Annotated in this window: 14 protein-coding genes; 12 read left to right on the forward strand and 2 right to left on the reverse strand. The window is 61.2% G+C overall.

Going from position 1 to position 19,542, the window contains the following annotated elements; all coding sequences use genetic code 11:
* The first annotated feature begins 72 nt into the window (after positions 1 to 72).
* From H6650_19820 to H6650_19840, 5 genes are all read left to right on the forward strand, one after another.
* Entirely contained in the window at positions 73 to 5,019 is a 4,947-nt protein-coding gene (locus tag H6650_19820; GenBank protein MCB8954259.1) for an efflux RND transporter permease subunit, read from the forward strand.
* Between the two features lie 386 nt (positions 5,020 to 5,405).
* Positions 5,406 to 7,193 carry an SLC13 family permease gene (locus H6650_19825; protein MCB8954260.1) on the forward strand — a complete coding sequence of 596 codons (1,788 nt, stop codon included), beginning with the start codon at positions 5,406 to 5,408 and terminating at the stop codon, positions 7,191 to 7,193.
* A 30-nt stretch (positions 7,194 to 7,223) separates the two neighbouring features.
* Positions 7,224 to 8,888 (forward strand): iron ABC transporter permease, encoded by a 1,665-nt coding sequence (locus H6650_19830; GenBank protein MCB8954261.1) that lies wholly within the window; start codon positions 7,224 to 7,226, stop codon positions 8,886 to 8,888.
* A gap of 128 nt (positions 8,889 to 9,016) precedes the next feature.
* Positions 9,017 to 10,075, forward strand: a complete 1,059-nt coding sequence (locus tag H6650_19835) for an ABC transporter ATP-binding protein (protein ID MCB8954262.1) — start codon at positions 9,017 to 9,019, stop codon at positions 10,073 to 10,075.
* 81 nt (positions 10,076 to 10,156) lie between these two features.
* Positions 10,157 to 11,158 (forward strand): alpha/beta hydrolase, encoded by a 1,002-nt coding sequence (locus H6650_19840; GenBank protein ID MCB8954263.1) that lies wholly within the window; start codon positions 10,157 to 10,159, stop codon positions 11,156 to 11,158.
* A gap of 62 nt (positions 11,159 to 11,220) precedes the next feature.
* On the opposite strand, the gene H6650_19845 is transcribed toward H6650_19840, so the two are convergent.
* Both H6650_19845 and H6650_19850 read right to left on the reverse strand, forming a co-directional pair.
* The gene (locus tag H6650_19845; protein ID MCB8954264.1) at positions 11,221 to 11,733 is read right to left on the reverse strand and encodes a hypothetical protein; all 513 of its coding nucleotides are present in this window, start codon (positions 11,731 to 11,733) and stop codon (positions 11,221 to 11,223) included.
* Positions 11,730 to 12,095 (reverse strand): hypothetical protein, encoded by a 366-nt coding sequence (locus H6650_19850; protein MCB8954265.1) that lies wholly within the window; start codon positions 12,093 to 12,095, stop codon positions 11,730 to 11,732. The genes H6650_19845 and H6650_19850 overlap by 4 nt, the downstream gene beginning before the upstream one ends.
* A gap of 585 nt (positions 12,096 to 12,680) precedes the next feature.
* On the opposite strand from H6650_19850, the gene H6650_19855 reads away from it, so the two are divergent.
* From H6650_19855 to H6650_19885, 7 genes are all read left to right on the forward strand, one after another.
* Positions 12,681 to 13,766, forward strand: coding sequence for a site-2 protease family protein (locus H6650_19855; GenBank protein ID MCB8954266.1), 1,086 nt, complete (start codon positions 12,681 to 12,683; stop codon positions 13,764 to 13,766).
* A 159-nt stretch (positions 13,767 to 13,925) separates the two neighbouring features.
* A complete protein-coding gene (locus H6650_19860) occupies positions 13,926 to 14,912 on the forward strand; it encodes a HEAT repeat domain-containing protein (GenBank protein ID MCB8954267.1) in 987 nt (328 codons plus the stop codon).
* 24 nt (positions 14,913 to 14,936) lie between these two features.
* Positions 14,937 to 15,848, forward strand: coding sequence for an AEC family transporter (locus H6650_19865; GenBank protein MCB8954268.1), 912 nt, complete (start codon positions 14,937 to 14,939; stop codon positions 15,846 to 15,848).
* 9 nt (positions 15,849 to 15,857) lie between these two features.
* Positions 15,858 to 17,105: a hypothetical protein gene (locus H6650_19870; GenBank protein MCB8954269.1), complete on the forward strand. Its 1,248-nt coding sequence runs from the start codon at positions 15,858 to 15,860 to the stop codon at positions 17,103 to 17,105.
* Between the two features lie 466 nt (positions 17,106 to 17,571).
* Complete coding sequence (locus H6650_19875) at positions 17,572 to 18,108, forward strand: DUF4287 domain-containing protein (GenBank protein MCB8954270.1); 537 nt, start codon at positions 17,572 to 17,574, stop codon at positions 18,106 to 18,108.
* Positions 18,109 to 18,132: 24 nt separating this feature from the next.
* On the forward strand, positions 18,133 to 18,693 hold the full coding sequence (locus tag H6650_19880; protein MCB8954271.1) for a tetratricopeptide repeat protein: 561 nt from the start codon (positions 18,133 to 18,135) through the stop codon (positions 18,691 to 18,693).
* Between the two features lie 5 nt (positions 18,694 to 18,698).
* Positions 18,699 to 19,523: a sugar phosphate isomerase/epimerase gene (locus H6650_19885; GenBank protein MCB8954272.1), complete on the forward strand. Its 825-nt coding sequence runs from the start codon at positions 18,699 to 18,701 to the stop codon at positions 19,521 to 19,523.
* Positions 19,524 to 19,542: the final 19 nt, after the last annotated feature.

Raw genomic sequence — 19,542 nt, forward strand, 5'->3', positions numbered from 1 at the left:
CGCTGAGGTGGTCGGTGGAAACCGCCTGACCCCGCGGACTGCATCATTGTGACTTATCGCAGGAGTAAGTGAATGCTAACAAATTTCTTTGACCGAATCACACGCCTGGCACTGCGGTTTCGTGGTCTATCGATCATTCTTGCCCTGGCCGTGTTGGCGGCGGGCGTGTGGGCCATGACGGGCCTCAATCTGGAACTGCTGCCGCGCATTGAGTTCCCGCAGACCATCGTGTTGGCCCAATGGTCCGACGCGGCGGACGCGGAAACCTTCCTGGCGCAGGTTACGCAGCCGCTAGAGGAAAAGTTGGCCGCGGTTTCCGGCGTAGTCAACGTGGAATCTACCACCAGCAAGGCGTTGGGCATCGTCATTGTGCGGAACGAGTTTGGTCTGAACCAGGACCGCGTGCTGGCGGACATCAATGATGCCGTGGACGCCATCACCTATCCCGAGGGCATGAGCCGCCCGGACGTGCTGAATTTCAGTCTAAGCGACCTGCCCGTGGTTGTGGCCAGCATTTCTTCATCCGACCTGACGCTACCGGAACTAAAGGCGCTCGTGCAGGAAGACCTGGTTCCGCAAATGGAAGGTCTGTCCCAGGTGAGCCGCGTGACGTTGAGCGGTGGGCAAGAGCTGCCGGATGCGTCCGTTGCCGCCGCGCCTGCGGCCACGGAAGCGGCTCCGCAGCCGACGCCCACGGCGGAGCCAACCGCCGCGCCCACGGCCACGCCCGATCCGGCGCGCCTGCCGGATATTTTGATTCAGGGGGCGCAGGCGATGGGGCTGGAGTTGAGCGTGGCGCAGGATTTGACGCCTGATTTTGTCCGCCAGTTGGCGGCTTTTGCACCGCAGGCGTCGCAGGCGTTGGCTTTGTTGACGCCGGATAATTTGCGTTTGATGCCGGCAGAATCCCTCGCCCTTCTCCCCGCTGATTTCCTGGACACCCTGGACCCCGCCCTGCGCGCCGAACTGGACGCCATTGCCGCCGATTATGGCGGCGCCGGGCAGTTGGCCCTCGACGAAGCCGCCGCCGCCGCTGAACCGGCCACAGAAGCGCCACAAGTGGAACCGGTGGCCTTGCCGGAAAGCTGGATCGCCGCCGCCGCCGCCGCCGGCCAGACCATTTCCACCACCGCCGACATTGACGTGCCCGTGATGCAGGGGATTGTCTCGCTCGCGCCGCCGCTTTTGGCCGATTTACAGCCGGACCAATGGCGCGCCCTTGATCCCGCTGCCGTTGCCGTGGCCTTGCCGCAGGTCGCCGTGGATTTGGATCCCCTCCTCCTGCAACAATTAACGGCCATCGCCAACGCCGCCGCCGGCGAAAACCCGGCCCCCGTTGAACTGCCCGCGGAATTGGCCCAGGCGGCAGCCGGCGCGGGCTTCCCCATCACCAACACAGCGCAAATTGACGTGGCCGCCGTGCAACTCTTGGCGAACTTCGCCCCCCAGCTTTTGCAGACGCTCACGCCGGAGGTTTTGCTTGGGTTGAGTCCTGAGGTGCAGGCGGCGTTGCCGGCATCTTACGTCACCACCCTCGACCCCGACATGCAGCAAACCCTGGCCGTCATCGCCATCCGCGCCGCCCAGTTCCAGGCCGCCCCGCCCATCGTAGTGGCCGCGGCGCAGGTCGAACCTGTGCCCCTGCCGGAAAGCTGGATCACCACCGCCGCCGCCGCCGGGCAAACCATCTCCACCACGGCGGACCTGGACGTGGTCACCATGCAGACGGTCGTCAGCTTCGCGCCGCGGCTTCTGGCGGACTTGCAGCCGGCGCAGTGGCGGGCGATTGATCCGGCGGCGCTGGCCGTGGCGCTGCCCGTTGTCACGGACATGGACGCAGTTTTGCGGCAGCAGTTGGCGGCTATTCTCGCCGCTTCCGCCGGCGAAAATCCCCCCGCCGTCCCCTTGCCTACAGCCTGGATCGCCGCCGCGGAATATGCCGGCATCACCGTCACCAACACCGCCCAAATTCCCCCCCAAGCAATTGGCCTCATTGCCGGCAGCACCCCCGAACTCCTCGACACCCTCACCAGCGACGTCATCCTCGGCCTCCCCGCCGAGGCTCTCGCCGTCTTGCCCACCGACTTCCTGGCCACCCTTGACCCCGACACGCAAGACACGCTGCGCGTCATCGCCATTCGCGCCGCGCAGTTCCAGGCGTCCCAGGTGGTCGCCGAGACGGAAACCCCACCCTCGCCCACGCCCGAACTCACGCCCACCGTGGAGCCGGGCCGCCTGCCCGACCTGTTGATCCAGGGCGCGCAAGCAGCGGGCGTGCAGTTGGAATACGCCCAGGACATCACACCCGACTTCATGCGCCTCTTCGCCGGGTTGGGACCGCAAGCCGTGCAGGCCCTCTCCTTGCTCACGCCCGACAACCTCCGCCTGCTACAACCGGAAGTCATCGCTTTGCTGCCACCCGCTTACCTGGACACCCTCGATCCCGCCTTGCGCGCCGAACTGGACACCCTGGCCGCGGATTATGGCGGCGCGGGGCAACTGGCCGCCGCCGAGCAAGCCGAACGTGAAGCCGCTTCCGCCGGCGCGCCGCCGCTGGGTGGTATCTGGATTGAACCCGCGCCCGATGGCTCGCCCTCCGCCTTCCAGACGGCGGCGGACATCCTCAACAATGCCTTCGTGCCGGGTGCGGCCAATTTCCTTAACTTCTTCCCCGAATCTCCTCAGGTCCAAAACGCCGCCGACTGGCTCGGCGCGCTCACGCCAGACGTCATCGCGTATCTGGCCGAGAATGAAGAGGATTTCGCGGCCACGTTGCAGCCCAATGTGCTGGAAATGATGTCGCCGGAAAGCCTCACCTACTTGCTGGACAACTACCCCGATGCGTTTGCGCCTGACCTGGCGCAGCGGCTGCGCGGCATCGCCGCCGGCCAGATCGCCGCCTTCATCCCCGAAGCCAGCATCACGCGCACCGATGGCAACCCCGCCGTTATCCTCAGTCTCTACAAAGATGGCGACGCCAATACGGTCGTCGTCGCGCACCGCATTTTCGATGCGCTGGACGCCTACAAAGCGGAGCATCCCGGTGTGCAAACCAGCCTCGTCTTTGAGCAGGCCACCTTTATCGAAGATTCGATTTCCGGCGTGTCGCGGGAAGGCATCCTGGGGGGCGTTTTCGCCATCGTCGTCATCCTGCTCTTCCTCAGTGGGCATGTCGGCGGCAGGTATCGCCTGAGCTGGCGGGCCACGCTGGTGACGGCGGTGTCCATTCCCCTTTCTTTGTTCGCGGCCTTGCTGCTGATGCGGGTGGTTCCGCCGACGATTGGCGTGTGGTTGCAAGGATTGGTGGAGACGACCAATAACCCCATTCTCACCTTCATTTCGCGCCTGTTCCCCACCAGTGTCACGTTGAATATCATGACGCTGAGTGGTCTCACGGTGGCGATTGGGCGTGTGGTGGATGACTCGATTGTGGTGTTGGAAAACTCGTACCGCTTCATTCAGCGCGGCGACGACCCGCGCCACGCGGTGTTGGAAGGGACAAAGGAGGTGGCGATTGCCATTTTCTCGGCGACGGCGACGACGGTGGCCGTGTTCTTACCTCTGGGTTTGATTGGCGGCCTGATTGGTTCGTTCTTTCTGCCGTTTGGTCTGACGGTGACGTATGCGTTGGCGGCGAGTTTTGTGGTGTCGATCACGGTTGTGCCGGCATTAACCTACCTCCTCATCCGCCGTGAAAACATCCCCGAAGAACGGGAAAGCGCCATGCAGCGCTGGTACACGCCCATCCTGGCCTGGTCCCTGCGCAACCGCTGGCTCACCATGCTCATTGCCGCCCTCATCTTTCTCGGTAGCCTCGGCCTGCTCAACCAACTACCCCGCAGCTTCATTCCCTCCATTGGCGAACCCACGGTCAATGTTACAGTTGGTCTTCCTGCCGGCACGCGTATGGCGGAAACCGACAGCCTGGCGCGCGAATTCGAGGCAGTCGTGGCCGATTTGCCGGCCATAGACACCGTGCAAACGGAAGTAGGCAGTGCCGGCGGGTTTGAGGCAGCTTTTGGTGGCGGTGGCGTGCGTGAGAACAGTGCCGCCATCACCATCAGCGTCGCGGACCAGGAGCAAATCAACGAACTGACGAACGAGATCCGCCAGCGGGCGCAAGCGTTATTCGGCGCGGATAATGTGACCGTCTCCGCCGCTTCGCAAACCGGCTTTGGCGGCTTCGCCCTTGTCCTCACGGGCGACTCGGCGGCGGAACTGCAAGACCTGGTTGGCCCCGTCGAAGCGGCCCTCGGCTCCGTGGACCTGGACGCCGATGGCGTGCCGGACATCGCCAACGTTAGCAGCAATGTGGACGCGACCGCCGTTGGCGGTAGTGGAACCATCATACGGATTGATGGCCGACCCGCCGTCAGCTTCAGCGGTGATTTGGAAACGGACAACACCATTGGCGTCACCAACGCGGCCAAGCAGGCCATCATCGACGTGGGGCTGCCCAGTGGCGTGCAGGTGAGCGAGGGCTTCGACTCGCAGCAGCAAATCGAAGGCTTCCAGAGCATGGTGGTGGCGATTGGCTACTCCATTGTTCTCGTCTACCTGATCATGGCCCTGACTTTCCGCAGTCTGGTTCATCCGTTCACCATCCTATTCAGTTTGCCCTTTGCCCTGGTGGGCGCGGCCATCGCCCTGTTCATCACCAACAGCGTCCTGGGCATCTCCGCCATGATTGGCTTCATGATGCTCGTCGGCATTGTGGTGACCAACGGGATTGTCTTGATGGAGCTGGTGCAGCAGTTGCGCCAGCGCGGCAAAAATGCGACGGATGCCCTGATCGAGGGCGGGCGCACCCGCTTACGTCCCATCTGGATGACGGCCCTGGCCGCTATTCTGGCCTTGATCCCGCTGGCGGCCAGCAGCGAGGCGGGCGCGATCATCGCCTCCGAACTGGCCCGCGCCGTCACAGGCGGGTTACTGGTGAGTACGGCACTGACGCTGCTGGTTGTTCCCGTGGTGTATAGTCTCTTCGATGGTCTGACGAATCGTTTGCGCCGCAAATAAGAAACGGATAAAGTGGAGGCAGGGTGCGGCGCAGGCAAGTGCGTCGCCCCTGTCGCTGACCGGGGATGAAGCCTGCCCGTCGCGTGGCAATGGCGTGCATGATGGAGAATGAGAATCCCGAACCAGGATGGCGAGATGTCGGACAATCTGAAACGCATACGTCGCGCCTGGAGGGTTGTATTGAACACAAATCTTCCTGAACTCGGATATGCCAGGAGAATCCGGGTTTGAGTACTGGCGCCACTGTTGTGAGACAGTGGCGCTTTTGCTCTCTGGAATGGGTTGGATACAATGACGCCCTCCACCGTCCCGTGACCGGCGGGTTTTCGGATGTCAAACATTTTACCATTGTGCCAGGTTGGACAATTCTTCAAAGGATGGAACACTTGACAGTACAGATCGTGCTCGTGCTGTTAATTCTGGGGGTGGCGATTGTCCTTTTCGCCACGGAACGCATTCGTGTAGACGTGGTATCTCTGATGGTGCTGCTGTCGTTGTTCTTGACGGGCATCATTAGCGTGGAAGATGCCTTTGGGGGGTTCGCCAATCCAGCCGTGATCACTGTGTGGGCGATTTATATGATGAGCGATGGGATGGCGCGGGTGGGCGTGGCGGATATGCTCGGCGCGCGTATCTTGCGCCTTGCCGGCAATGATCAGGCCCGTCTCGTGTTTTACATTATGCTCATGGTGGGCATCATGTCCGCCTTCACAAACAACATCGGCGCGACCGCCGTCTTGTTGCCTGCCGTGATCAGCATTGGGACGCAGACGAATGTGCCGGCATCTAAACTGCTCATCCCTCTGGCCTTTGGCTCCCTCCTCGGCGGCGTCACCACCCTCATCGGCACTCCCCCCAACCTCCTCGTCAGCGCCGCCCTCGTTGAAGCCGGGCTGGCCCCCTTCAATTTGCTCGACTTCACCCCCCTCGGCGTCATCATCCTCGCCAGCAGCATCCTCTACATGGTCTTCATCGGGCGACATCTGCTGCCAGAGCGGCGCGAAGTCTCCCATTCCGCCGACCTGGCCCGCGATTATCACCTGCGCGACTACTTGTGCGAACTGACCGTGCTGCCCAATTCTCCCCTGGTCGATAAAACATTGGAGCAGGCCCGCCTGGGCGAAATCTACGACCTCACGGTCATCGCCCTGGTGCGCAACGGCGAAACGCACCTGGACCTGGTGGCGACCTCCGTGCTGCACGCCGGCGACCGCCTGCTCTGCAAGGGGTCCGTGCAAGACATGCTGTCCTTGCAAGAGCAGTTGGGCATCAGCTTTGACGCGAATACGCACGTGCGCGTGCGCGACCTGATTTCCGCGGACACAATCCTGGCGGAGCTTGTGGTCAGCCAGCGCGCCGATTTCATCGGGCAAACCCTGCAGGAGGCGGATTTTCGCAATCGGTATGATCTGACCGTGCTGGCTATCTGGCATGATACGGCCCACATCACGGCCTCGTTGGAAGATATTCCCCTGCGCCTGGGGGACGTATTACTCGTGCATGGTCGCCGCGAGCGGATTGAATCGTTGCGCGGCCACAATGGTTTTCTCGTTTTGGGACCTTTGGAGATTGAGACCCCTCGCCATCATAAAGCGCCACTGGCGGTTGCTATTTTTGCCTCCATGATTGGTCTGGTCCTGGTGGGTGTGCTGCACATTTCCGCCGCCGCGGTGATGGGCACGGTTCTGTTCGTCCTTACGGGGGTGATGACGATGGACGAAGCGTATCGGGCTGTGGAGTGGAAGTCGGTGTTTTTAATTGCCGGCATGTTGCCCATGAGCATCGCCATGCAGCAAACGGGCGCAGCCCAACTCGCAGCCGACTCCATTCTGGGACTCGTCGGCAGCTTCGGCGCGCGCGGCCTCCTCCTCGGCCTCTTCATCCTCACCACCATCCTCACCGGCTTCATGTCCAACGCCGCCGCCGCCGTCCTCGTCGCTCCCATTGCCATCAGTGCCGCCCAAGGTCTGGGATTGGAGCCACATGGGTTTGTCATGGGCGTGGGCATTGCCGCCTCCAGCGCCTTTTTCACTCCCGTCGGCCACCAGGCCAACGTCCTCGTTTATGGCCCCGGCGGCTACCGCTTCTTCGATTACACCAAAGTCGGCGTGCCCCTGACCATTCTCATTTGGATATTGATGCTCATCTTCCTGCCCGTTTTCTTTCCCCTGTAGGCGAGAAGTAGCGAGGGTAAGTGGCGCGTGATGCGTGGATCTCCGTTCTCCTGGCTGAAAAAAGGACCGCGCCTGGCTCTTGTCGCCTTGCCGCTGCTGTTCCTCGCCCTTTTCTTTTTCTATCCTCTGGTCAACATTCTGCGCCTCAGTCTGACGGTTGCTGCGCTGCAAACGTTTTTTGCGCGCGCCTATCTCTGGCGCGTCCTTTGGTTTACCGTCTGGCAGGCGGCGCTCTCCACGCTGCTGACATTGCTGATCGGCTTGCCGGCATCTTACCTGTTCGCGCGTTATGATTTTGCCGGCAAACACCTCCTGCGCGCCCTCACCACCATCCCCTTCGTCATGCCCACCGTCGTCGTCGCCGCCGCCTTTCGCGCCCTGCTGGGACCATCCGGCCCCGTCAACCAATCCCTCATGACGCTTTTTCGCCTCAGCCAGCCGCCGCTGCGCCTGGAACAAACCCTGGCCATCATCCTCCTGGCGCACATCTTCTACAACGTCACCATCGTCGTGCGTCTGGTAGGCGGCTTTTGGGCCAACCTCAACCCCCGCCTGACCGAAGCGGCCCAACTGTTGGGGGCCTCGCCCCGGCGCGCCTTTTGGGAAGTAACCCTGCCACTATTGCGCCCACCGCTGTTCGGCGCGGCGCTGCTCATCTACCTGTTCACCTTCACCAGCTTTGGCGTCGTCCTCATCCTGGGTGGCCCCCGTTTTAGCACCATCGAGACGGAAATCTACCGCCAATACGTGACCTACTTGCGCCCGGACATCGCCGCCTTGTTATCTCTCCTGCAAATCCTCTTCACCTTCCTCCTCATGTCGGCCTATGCGCGCTGGCAGCGACGCGCCGCCGTTCCCCTGGACTTGCAGCCGCAACAGCGCACCGTGCGCCGCCCCATTACGGTCGGCGAGAAACTGCGCGTCGGCGCGTTGGTAGGCGGCCTGAGCGCGTTCCTGCTGCTGCCGCTGCTGGCGTTGGTGTGGCGCTCGCTCACCGACGCCTCCGGCCATCTCACCCTGGCCTATTATCAGGCGCTGCCCGTTTCCCGCCGCGGCAGCATCACCTTTATTCCGCCGCTGCTGGCGGTGCGCAATTCCCTCCTGTTTGGTCTGCTGACGGTGCTGTTCGCGTCTTTCTTCGGCCTGCTTAGCGCCACGCTGCTCACGCGCCCGGCACGCGGGCGCGGCTGGTTGGAACCCGTCTTCATGCTGCCCCTGGGCGTCTCCGCCGTCACCCTCGGCTTTGGCTACGTAGTTACCTATCGCGGCCTGCGCACCTCCCCTCTGCTCGTCCTCATCGCCCATGTCCTGGTTGCCTTCCCCTTTGTCGTGCGCGCCGTGCTGCCCGTGCTGCAAGGGATTCGCCCCCGCTTGCGCGAAGCGGCTGCCCTGCTGGGCGCGTCTCCCGCGCGCGTCTGGCGCGAGATTGACCTGCCCATTGTGGGGCGGGCGCTGCTGGTGGGCGCGGTCTTTGCCTTCACCATCAGCATGGGTGAGTTTGGGGCCACCAGTTTCATTGCCCGACCCAACAGCGGCTATCTGACGTTGCCGATTGCCATTGAGCGGTATTTGAGCCAGCCGGGCGCACTTAATTTTGGGCAGGCGCTGGCGATGAGTACGCTGCTGATGCTGGTTTGTACGGTGGGCTTTTTGGCGATTGAGCGTTTTCGTTACGCGGATGTGGGGGAGTTTTAGAGGTATGAGGTGTGAGGTATGAGGTATGAGGTATGAGGTGTGAGGTATGAGGTATGAGGTATGAGGTATGAGGTATGAGGTATGAGGTATGAGGTGTGAGGTGTGAGGTGTGAGGGGGATGGTGATTTATGTTGATGATTGAGCGGGTGACGAAGGCGTATGAGGGGGAGGTGGTGCTGCGGGAGGTGTCTTTGAGTGTGGCGGCAGGGGAGGTGACGGTCCTGTTGGGGCCGAGTGGCTGCGGCAAGACGACGCTGTTGCGGATTGTGGCCGGTTTGGAGAAGGGGGATGGGGGGCGGGTGTTGTGGGATGGGGTGGATTTGGCGGCTGTACCTCCTTTCCGGCGGAATTTTGGTTTTGTTTTTCAGGAATATGCTTTGTTTCCGCACAAGAACGTGGCGGAGAATGTGGCTTTTGGCTTGCGGATGGCGGGTTGGGACGCGGCGCGTGTGGCGGTGCGGGTGCGGCAGGCGTTGACGTGGGTGGGGCTGGCGGATTTGGGGGCGCGGCAGGTGCAGGCGTTGTCGGGTGGGGAACAGCAGCGCGTGGCGCTGGCTCGTTCGCTGGCTCCGGCGCCCCGTTTGCTGTTGCTGGATGAGCCGCTGGGGGCGCTGGATCGGGCGCTGCGGGAGCGGTTGTTGACGGAGTTGCGCCCGATTTTGTTGCAGGCGGGGCGGGAGATGGGGTATGATGCCGGCATCACCGCCCTCTACGTCACCCACGACCAATCCGAAGCCTTCGCCCTCGCCGACACCATCGTTCTTCTCAACGCCGGCCGCGTCGAACAGCAAGCCACCCCGCAAACCCTTTACCATCACCCGGCTACCCCTTTTGTCGCCCGCTTCCTGGGCATGAGCAACCTGCTGGCCGGGCGCACGTTATCCCTGGACCCCGCGCGGGTGCAGACGACGCTCGGCGAATTTCGTGTAGCCAATAGAGGGGGGCGGCATAGGGAAAATGTGACCCTGTTAATCCGGCCCGAAGCGGCTGCGCCAGGGGATACGGGCGTCAACGTCATCACCGGGTTTTTGCATGATGTTTCTTTTCGAGGACGCTTTTGCCTCATCATCGTGCAAGTGGGGGAAACGCGGCTGCACTTTGAACTGGACGCCACTGCCCCGCTGCCGCCCGTGGGTCAAGTCGTGACCCTTTCCCTGCGTCCGGAAATGCTGCAAATGATCGATTGACTCAAGATTGGACCAATTTCACGCGCTCAACGGCCATTTCCACCAGAAAATTGGTCCAATCTAGCTAACAGACGGAGGTTAATGATGTCTCGCAAACAGAATGGAATTGTTAAAACTTTACTGGGTTGGCCGCTGCTGCTGGCCGGCGGTTGGATGGCCTACAGCAAGTGGTTTGTTGATCACAATGCGTTTCTGCCGAATGCGATCCCGGAGGCGGAATGGGAATTGTTGCAGAGCGAAAATGCCGGCAAACTCAACATCTACCACCGCTCCCATCCCCAGGGCCGCCCCTTACTCCTCATCCACAGCGTCAACGCCGCCGCCAGCGCCTACGAAATGGGACCCCTCTTCCGCCATTACGTCGGCCTGCGCCCCGTCTACGCCCTGGACCTCCCCGGTTACGGCTTCTCCGACCGCGCCCCCCGTGCCTACACGCCCGCCCTCTTCCAACACGCCATCATTGACGTCTTGCACCAGATCGGCGCGCCCGCCGACGTCGTAGCGTTGTCATTGGGCTGCGAGTTTGCCGCCGCCGCCGCCCTGGCGCGCCCGGAACTGTTCCACTCCCTCGTCTGCATCTCCCCGTCTGGCCTGAACGCCCAGAACACAGGGCGCGCCACGCAGCAGGCAAGTATGCGCGGCAGCAGCGACCGGCTGTATCAGTTTCTCGCCTTTCCCTTGTGGGCGCGCCCCCTCTTTGACCTGATTGCCAGCCGCCGCAGCATACGCTTCTTCCTGCGGCAGAGCTTCGTGGACGACATCACGCCCGGCTTCGTGGACTACGCCTACGCCACGTCCCACCAGCCCGGCGCGGAACACGCCCCGCTCGCCTTCCTCAGCGGCAAACTTTTCACCCAGGACGTTTGTGGTCAGGTTTACGAAAAGTTGGACACGCCCGCCCTGATCATCTACGACGAGGACGCCTATTCCCGCTTTGACCGCCTGCCAGAACTGCTACAGCGTAACCCCCGTTGGCGCGCCACCCGCATCGTTCCCAGCCGCGGTCTGCCTCACTTCGAGAAACTCTCCGAAACCGTCGGCGCGCTGGACCACTTTTGGGAAGGATTGGGCGATGAGGCGTAGATGATAGATTGGTTCATTCTCCAAGAATGAACCAATCTTGGGCGGGTTTGTATGCTGTTCGTCTAGTCCAGGATGGTTGCCTGCCAGAAGCCGCGGGCGGCGGCACCGTCGCGGCAGAGGCGGATGCCGCGCACCTGGTTGGTGGGCAGCACCTTGCCCAGCAGCAGGGCGTCGCAGGCGTAGCCCGCGTCGTAAGCCAGCCACAGCTTGTCCGGCGCGGGCGCGCCCCAACTGCCCGCACTGCTGGCTTCGTCCACGAAGCTGCCATCGGCGAACAGAGTGAAGCGCCCCTGGCCGGCGCTGCCGTCATTCATCCGGTAAGCGTAATCCAGGCGGGAGGTGATGTCCACCGCTTCCACCGCGCCACGGTCGCAGCCGGCCCCCTGCGGGCGGGAGACGCCGCGCTGGTCGCTGGCGGGACAGGCCACGTCATCCCCGCTGTCAATGGCCGGGCTGCCCGGCAGCAGCACGTGCGTCAACGTCGCCCCCCCATTGTCCGCCAGCGGCCCCAGCAGCGGGTCCGTGTTCGTGATGTCGGTCGGCTGGGTCAGGTTGCAGGATGCATCATCGCTCAAATTGTAGCCCAACGACGTGAAACTGGAGCCTTGGCAATTTCACTGAAAAAACCGGGTTTTTCGAGTGCCCGGCCAAAATTACCAGAGTGGTTCATGTGTAAAAACCCGGTTTTTGGCCTTTTTTCAGTAGAGTCAACGTTGAAGATGATAATGTTGTTAGCAACGTCGGCCACATTATCTACTATTGTGCTATGCTGCAGCGTGACGTCGTTGCTGTAATCTATGAACATGCCCCCTCCGTGGAACGTAGCCATGTTGCCAGAGAGGGTGCTGTTCTCGATAATCAACGTGCCATCGTAACTCGCGATGCCGCCACCGTTAGACCCTGAATTATTGGCAAGCGTGCTATAGTTGAGAGTCACCGTACTCTCTGCATTGAGGATACCGCCGCCAAAACCCAATGCCTCAATGATTGTTCTGTGCGGTCAGATTGACCTGGTCGGACATTTGCGGGTCGCAGTGGGCCATAGGGCAGCCGGAGGGGGGAAGGGTGATGGGGCCGCCGGGTCCACTAGCGAGGACGCGCGCCGCGTCGAAAACGGCCAGCAAAGAGAGGACAATGATGGAGATTACATAAAACGAACGGGGGGGGGAAATTAGGGTTGTTCATGGCTTTTTCCTGTAGGGTACGGACAGGTGCGGCATACTTGAAAAGCACATCCCTCCTTGCCTTATTTAATCTGTCTCCCGCCCCCCTGTGGGGAAAAGATGAAAAGGGGTAAAAAAGCTCACCAACAGCCTCAAGGATTTGGTAATGCTTGTCCACGTTTATCTTGGCTTGTTGCGGAAACAGGCTGTATGGAGGGCTTAACTTCCTCTGAGTAAACATACCGGCTTATTGCCGCGCCGCCGCGCGCGGGCGTATAATTGCATCTGTAGCCAATTACCACAGGCGCGACGTACTTTGGATCAGAAATGCGTCGCACATCTATGAGCGCGAAAAATCTATGTTTATTTATGACGTACTGGCATTTTTCCTGGTCCTGGGGCCAATTGTTCTCATTCACGAATTGGGGCACTTTATCTCCGCGGTGCGCCTGGGGGTGCGCGTGGAGGAATTTGGCCTGGGTCTGCCGCCGCGAGCGGTGACGCTATTTGAGCGCAGCGGCATCAAGTATACGCTGAACTGGCTGCCGTTGGGCGGCTTTGTGCGTCCGGCGGGCGAAGACGACCCCTCCGTGCCTGATGGTCTGGCCGCCTCGCCGAAGCGGGTGCGTTTTGCCGTCCTCTTCTCCGGTCCACTGGCGAATTTCTTGCTGGCGTTCCTTCTCTTCTGGGTGGCCTACATGATCACGGCCGTGCCTGTTTACGATGACACCCACGTGGCGATTGTGAGCGTGGACGCCGATTCGCCGGCGGCGGCGGCGGGGCTGCTGCCGGGGGACGTGGTGGACCAGGTGGATGGGCAGGCGATCAGCGACGCGGATGCGTTGGTGGCGCTGGTGCAGGCCTCGCCGGAAAAGGCGCTCACGTTTGCGATTGAGCGGGACGGCGCGGCGCGGACGCTCACGGTCTTGCCGGCGCGCGTGGACAATGGGTCCGCCGTGATTGGACGCATTGGGGCGGGATTGGGAGCCGCCCCTACGGGTGAGACGATTACTTACGGACCGCTGGCGGCGGCGGGGCAGTCGGTGAAGCAAGTGGGCGACATCATCATGCTCACTGTGCGCGTGCCGGTGATGCTGGTGCGCGGGGAAGTGAGTGTGAGCGAGGTGGGGTTCATTGGCCCGCCGAACATTGCCCGCGCCAGCCGCCAATCGGCGCAGATGTCGCTGGCATCGGGGGATTGGTTCCCGTTCCTCTCTTTTGTGGCCTTCATTAACGTGGCGCTGGGGTTCACCAATTTGCTGCCGATTCCGGCGCTGGATGGGGGGCGTATCCTGTTTGTGCTGATTGAGGCGCTACGTGGACGGCGGATCGCTCCGGAAAAAGAGGCCACGGTACACATGGTGGCAATCATGCTGTTGTTAGGGCTGATGGTGTTGATATTTGTGCATGATTTGATGAATCCCATCGATTTGTTTGGTCCGTAGGCGGGTGTTGGCGTTGGCGTAAGATGCTGACGCTTCATCTCGTCATAGACTGTAATTCCAGGCACGCTCATGATAGTAAACTTGTGGGCGTGCTTTCTTCTTGCCTGAAAACTGTTAGAATTGAGTTGTTGCAAACTTGTAGACTTCTGGGAAGGTTCGATGAATCGTAAGACGCCTTTTGCTGATGTTATGCACGCTTTGATGTCCGATCCGGCCATGCAAACGCGGTATCTGTACCGGCTATCGGACATGGAGCATGAGGAGATGCTTGCTTTCCAGGCGATGTGGCCTGCTTTTCCCGTGGGACGTCGGTCGTTGATTGCCCACCACCTCAACCAGATTTACGATGACGATTTCATGGTGGATTTTGAGAATGTGTTTCACTTTTTCCTTTCTGACGAGGCGGCCGTGGTGCGGCGGTCGGGCGTGATGGGGTTGTATGGCTCCACGAATGCGCGCCACGTCAATCCCCTTTTACGCCTGCTGGAGACGGATGCGGATGATGAGGTACGAGCACAGGGGGCGGCGACGTTGGGGAATTTTGTGTTTCAATCTTTGTGTGGGTTGATGCCGGCATTTGTCGCCGAAAAAATCATGCCCGTCCTCCTCCGCACCCTGGAAAATCCCCTCACCCCCATCATCGTACGTCGGCGCGCCCTCGAATCCGCCAGCTACCTGGACGACGAGCGCGTCTTTGCCTTTATCACCGACGCCTACGACACCGGCGACTTTCTCACTCAATTGAGCGCCGTCAACGCCATGGGCATCAACGGCGCGCATCGCTGGCTCCCCATCGTTTTGGACGAACTGGAAAGCCCCTATGAGGATATGCGCCTGGCTGCCGTGGAAGCCGCGGGCAAAATCGGCGATGTACAGGCCCTGAGCCAGTTGGTGCGCCTGATTGAAGAAGAGGACCAGGATCGAGCGATCCGGGAAGCGGCCATTGAGGCGTTGGCGGCGATTGGCGGCGAGGAGGCGGAGCAGATTTTGCTAGAAATGGTGGAGGACCCGGACCTGGAAGACCTGTGGGAGATGATGGCGGAAGCGCTGGAGGAAATGGACTGGTCCAACGTTTTTGATGATTATCTGATGCTGGATTTTGGCGCGGATGACGACGATGACGAGGACGCGGAACCGTGGCTCTGATGCGAGGAAACAGGTGCGGCGCTCGTGACCGACATTCTTGACGTGCTTACCAAGAATATCTTGCCAATTTTCGCTGTTGCCGGCATTGGCGCGATCCTGCGCCGTTGGATGCACCTGGAAAAAGAATCCCTCTCTCGGCTCGTTTTCTACGCCCTGGGACCCTGCCTCGTCTTTAGCTCCCTCGTCAATTCGCAGTTATCCGGCAGCGAACTAACCCAACTGGCGACCTTCGCTTTGGTGGCGGCGCTGGCCATGGGTGCGCTCAGCCTGCTGGCGGGGCGACTGCTCGGCTTCTCCCGCCAGGAGCGGGCGGCGATGGTGCTGGTGGCGATGTTCCCCAACAGCGGCAACTTCGGCCTGACGTTGAATCAACTGCGATACGGCGACGCGGGGCTGACGCGGGCGGTGGTGTATTTTACGGTGAGTACGATTCTGGTGTTCACGGTGGGGATTTTCGTGGCGTCGTTGGGGAAGTTGGATGGTCGGACGGCGCTGCGACAGGTGTTGAAAATGCCGGCATTCTACGCCGTCCTCCTCGCCCTCATTGTATATGGATTTCACCTGCCTTTGCCTTCCTTTCTGGCGCGGGGGATAGAAATTGCCGGCAACGGCTCCATCCCCGTCATGCTCATCGTCCTCGGCATGCAACTGGCCGACCTCAAAAACCTTAGCGGCCTGCGCCTCGCCCTCCCCGCCGTCACCCTGCGCCTGATCGTCGCCCCCGTCGTCGCCACCCTCGTCGCCCTCTTCATCGGACTGCAAGGCACCGACTACGCCGTTTCCATCATCCAGGCCAGCCTGCCCACCGCCGTGGTCACCACCATCATCGCCACCGAATTTGACGTACAGCCCGCCGGCGTCACCACCGCCGTCGTCCTCAGCACCCTCCTCAGCGTGATCACAGTCACGCTGGCAATAACTCTATTAGGCCTGTAACATTGGCTCATGACCGCGCGTCGCTTTCCCCTGATTATCTGGCTGCTGCTCCTCTTCCTGAGTAGGCTGCCCATCGCCCACGCCCAAAATGGCATCAGCCGGGTACAGACCACCGCCGATTACCGCTACGGCCAGGTGATGACCTTCCGCCTCCAGGCTGACAGCGAACGGCCGATTACGCGCGTCACGCTGGCCTTCAGCACGCCCACCCTGCCCAACACCTTCACAGCGGACATTCCCCTCACCCCCACCCAATCCATCGCCGTCACCCAGACCGTTGACCTCACGCAGGTCCACATCGCCCCCTTTGCCTCCGTCACCTTCTGGTGGACGCTCACCGACGCCAATGGCGATGTGTACGCGTTGCCGGAGTCCAGCCTGCTTTACGCCGACGACCGCTTTCGCTGGCAGGCGCTGGAACGCGAAGGCGTGGTCATTCATTGGGCCGAGGGCGACCCCGTGCTGGCGCAGACGGCGCTGGACGTGGTCGCCCAGGCGCGCCCCCGCCTGCAAGCCATCATCCCCGCCGCCTGGCCCGCCCCGCTGCACGTTTATCTCTATCCTACCAGCAGCGATTTGCGCGCCGCCCTGTTGCTTGCCGGGAGTGATTGGGTGGGTGGACACGCCAGCCCGTCCCTGGGTGTCGTTCTCGTCACTGCCGCCGACCCCATCACCGCGCCCGCCACTTTGCGGCGCAGCCTGCCACACGAACTGACCCACTGGCTGCTCTATCAGGCCACAAGCAGTAGCTATGACACCATGCCCGCCTGGTTTGGTGAAGGATTGGCAACGTGGTTTGAGGAAAACCCCAACCCCAACTACGCGGCCATCTTGCAGCAGGCCGTCAGCGCCGATCAAACGCTCCCGTTTCAGGAACTTTGCCTCGGTTTCCCCACATCCGAGAACGACGCCCTGCTCGCCTACGCCCAGAGCGCCTCCCTCGTCGCCACCATTCAGGCGCGCTATGGCAACCACGCCCTCACGGAACTCATCGCTGCCTTTGGCGATGGCTTGCGCTGCGAGGCCGCTGTGCAACAAGTGTTGGGCATCTCCATGACGGACCTGACGCAAATCTGGCGGCGCGCCCAACAACAGCAAACGCCTTTGCAGCGATACTGGTTGCAAAATCGCGCCTGGCTGCTGCTGCTCTTGGGCGGCTTTCTTCTGACCGGACTGCTGGTTGTTTCGGGAACGGGGCTGCCGTTACCGAAAGGTTCTGGTAACGATTCGCCACCATCTTCCCGGAATCAGGTTTAATGCTAAACGACTTGAACGTTGAGATACTTTTGATCTGAAATTAAGCTTCCGGGAAGATTATTTTCGAAGCAGATACCGCGCCGCTGCGCGGCACCATCGATGAATGAAGATGATGTACCGTCGTAGCCCGATTTTCCAAATCGGGCGGGCGAAAGGGTGTGATTCATTTCAGTTGACTGTTGCTTGCTGTAGGACAATTCGCCGAATTGTCCTCCGCTGTGAAGGGACAATTTAGGCAAATTGTCCTACGGCGCGAGCAGCCTGAGCAGCGTGCTTGAAACATACCCTCTTCAAAACCGCCCTGCCTTTTCAGAGGAGACGGCACGCGCCGCTGCGCGGCACCACCGATGAATGAAGATGATGTACCGTCGTAGCCCGATTTTCCAAATCGGGGGGCGATTTGGAAAATCGCCCTACATTTGCAGAGGAGGTAAGAATGACAACGCCTGATCCCGCGGTGCAAACCATGATTGACAACCTGGAGAGGAAGTATGGCAAAACGCTGGCGGAATGGACGCGGATTGCCCGGACCGTGGAGCCGCAAAAGCACGGCCAGATCGTCAAACATCTGAAAGCCGAACATGGCATTGGGCATGGCTATGCCAACCTGATCGCTCAGGAGACGCTGCGCCGCGTCATCAGCGACGTGCCCGCCGAAGACGACCTGGTGGCGGCCATGTTCGCGGGGAGCAAGGAGAAGCTGCGCCCTATTTATGCGCGTTTGCTGGAAGCCGCGCAGGGTTTTGGTGCCGACGTAGAAGTCGCGCCAAAGAAGACCTACGTCAGTCTGCGCCGCCGCAAGCAGTTTGCCCTGGTGCAACCATCCACGCGGACGCGCGTCGATCTGGGGTTGAATTTGCCGGCAACGGAACCACAGGGCGTCCTGGAAGCTGTCGGCTCCTTCAATGCCATGTGTACGCACCGTATTCGCCTGGAAGGCGTGGAGATGGTGGATGAAACGGTACTGGATTGGTTGCGCGCCGCCTATGAGGCCGCCGCGTGATGGCACATTTGAGACAGATGACGTATGACAAATAAGAAGCATTCCCGAAAAAATGTCAGGCGGAAGCACGTCGCTGGACGGCTGCATACGGGTGAGTCGTTTGAGGTGCATTTTCGCCGGGGTACGGAACTGCTGATGCAGGGGAACCATGATGAGGCTGTGGCTTCGCTGGAGCAGGCGTATGAGCTGGATCAGGCCCATTCGCAAGCGGCCCTCAATCTCAGCGGCGCGTATATTCTGACAAAGCAGTTTAAGCGGGCGGTGGCCGTGTTGGAACGGCTGAGTCAGCGCGAACCGGATAATCCGGTCGTCTGGCAGAATTTGGGTGCGGCCTACCTGGGCAACCCCATTTTGGCGACCGACAACATGCAGCAGCAGGCGATTGACGCTTTCCGGCGGGCGCTGGACCTCAACCCCGCCGCGCCGAACGTGGCCTACAATTTAGGGCTGGTTCATCGGGATCGTCGGGAGTATGGTGAGGCGACGTTCTGGTTCCGCCGCGCCGTGCAGACGAATCCGAACGATGATGACGCGCGGCAGTTGCTGGCGCGTGTGCGGGTGTTGTGGGTGGAAGAGGAGGAGTAGCCGCGATGTTGTCCATTAACTCTGATTATGTCAAGGACGACGGCGATCCTTCTCCTTATTTGCGGCAGGTGGCGGATGCCGGCATTTCCCACATCCACTGGTGTCATCATTGGGATGGCGATTACGTCTACGCGCCCGCCGAAATAGACCAGATTGGTCGCTGGCTGCGCGACTTTGGCCTGCAACTGCGCGACCTGCACGCCTCCGAAGGCACGGAGAAGTATTGGCTCGCCAGCGAAGAGTACGCCCGGCTTGCCGGCCTGGACCTGGTGCGCAACCGCATGGAGATGACGGCGGCACTGGGGGGGCACGTCATCGTCTTGCACCTGCAACCCCAGCCCAAAATGAAAATGTTCCAGGGGGCCTACTGGGACCGTCTGCGCCGCTCGCTGGACGCGCTGCTGCCGTCGGCGCGCCGGTTTGGCGTGCGTCTGGCCCTGGAAAACCTGATGTTTGATAATTATGCCACTATTGAGCAGGCGTTGGCTTCCTATCCGCCGGATTTTTTGGGCGTCTGCTACGACTCCGGGCACGGGAACTTCGTGGGGGAGGGGTTGCCGTTTTTGCGGCGCGTGGCCGACCGGCTGCTGGCGGTGCATTTGCACGATAACGATGGGACCGGGGACCCGCATGACTTCCCTTTTCGTGGCAGCGTTGACTGGACGCTGCTGACCCAATTGTTGGCGGGGTCTAGCTACGAGGGTCCGCTGACGTTGGAGGTGCATTTGTCGGGGGCGGGGATGAGCGATGAGGCGGCTTTTTTGCGGCAGGCGGTTGCTGTCGGGGAGCGGCTGACGCGGATGGTGCATGACGCGCGCGATGCGCGCTAACGCCGCGGGGACGCACTTC

The organism is Ardenticatenales bacterium, from assembly GCA_020634515.1.
Classification (GTDB): domain Bacteria; phylum Chloroflexota; class Anaerolineae; order Promineifilales; family Promineifilaceae; genus JAGVTM01.

Excerpts from the sequence above, each read along its gene's own strand:
- H6650_19835 (MCB8954262.1), top strand. The coding sequence starts at position 9,017 with ATGTTGATGATTGAGCGGGTGACGAAGGCGTATGAGGGGGAGGTGGTG.
- H6650_19820 (MCB8954259.1), top strand. The coding sequence starts at position 73 with ATGCTAACAAATTTCTTTGACCGAATCACACGCCTGGCACTGCGGTTT.
- H6650_19875 (MCB8954270.1), top strand. The coding sequence starts at position 17,572 with ATGATTGACAACCTGGAGAGGAAGTATGGCAAAACGCTGGCGGAATGG.
- H6650_19830 (MCB8954261.1), top strand. The coding sequence starts at position 7,224 with ATGCGTGGATCTCCGTTCTCCTGGCTGAAAAAAGGACCGCGCCTGGCT.
- H6650_19885 (MCB8954272.1), top strand. The coding sequence starts at position 18,699 with ATGTTGTCCATTAACTCTGATTATGTCAAGGACGACGGCGATCCTTCT.
- H6650_19840 (MCB8954263.1), top strand. The coding sequence starts at position 10,157 with ATGATGTCTCGCAAACAGAATGGAATTGTTAAAACTTTACTGGGTTGG.
- H6650_19880 (MCB8954271.1), top strand. The coding sequence starts at position 18,133 with ATGACAAATAAGAAGCATTCCCGAAAAAATGTCAGGCGGAAGCACGTC.
- H6650_19855 (MCB8954266.1), top strand. The coding sequence starts at position 12,681 with ATGTTTATTTATGACGTACTGGCATTTTTCCTGGTCCTGGGGCCAATT.
- H6650_19870 (MCB8954269.1), top strand. The coding sequence starts at position 15,858 with ATGACCGCGCGTCGCTTTCCCCTGATTATCTGGCTGCTGCTCCTCTTC.
- H6650_19860 (MCB8954267.1), top strand. The coding sequence starts at position 13,926 with ATGAATCGTAAGACGCCTTTTGCTGATGTTATGCACGCTTTGATGTCC.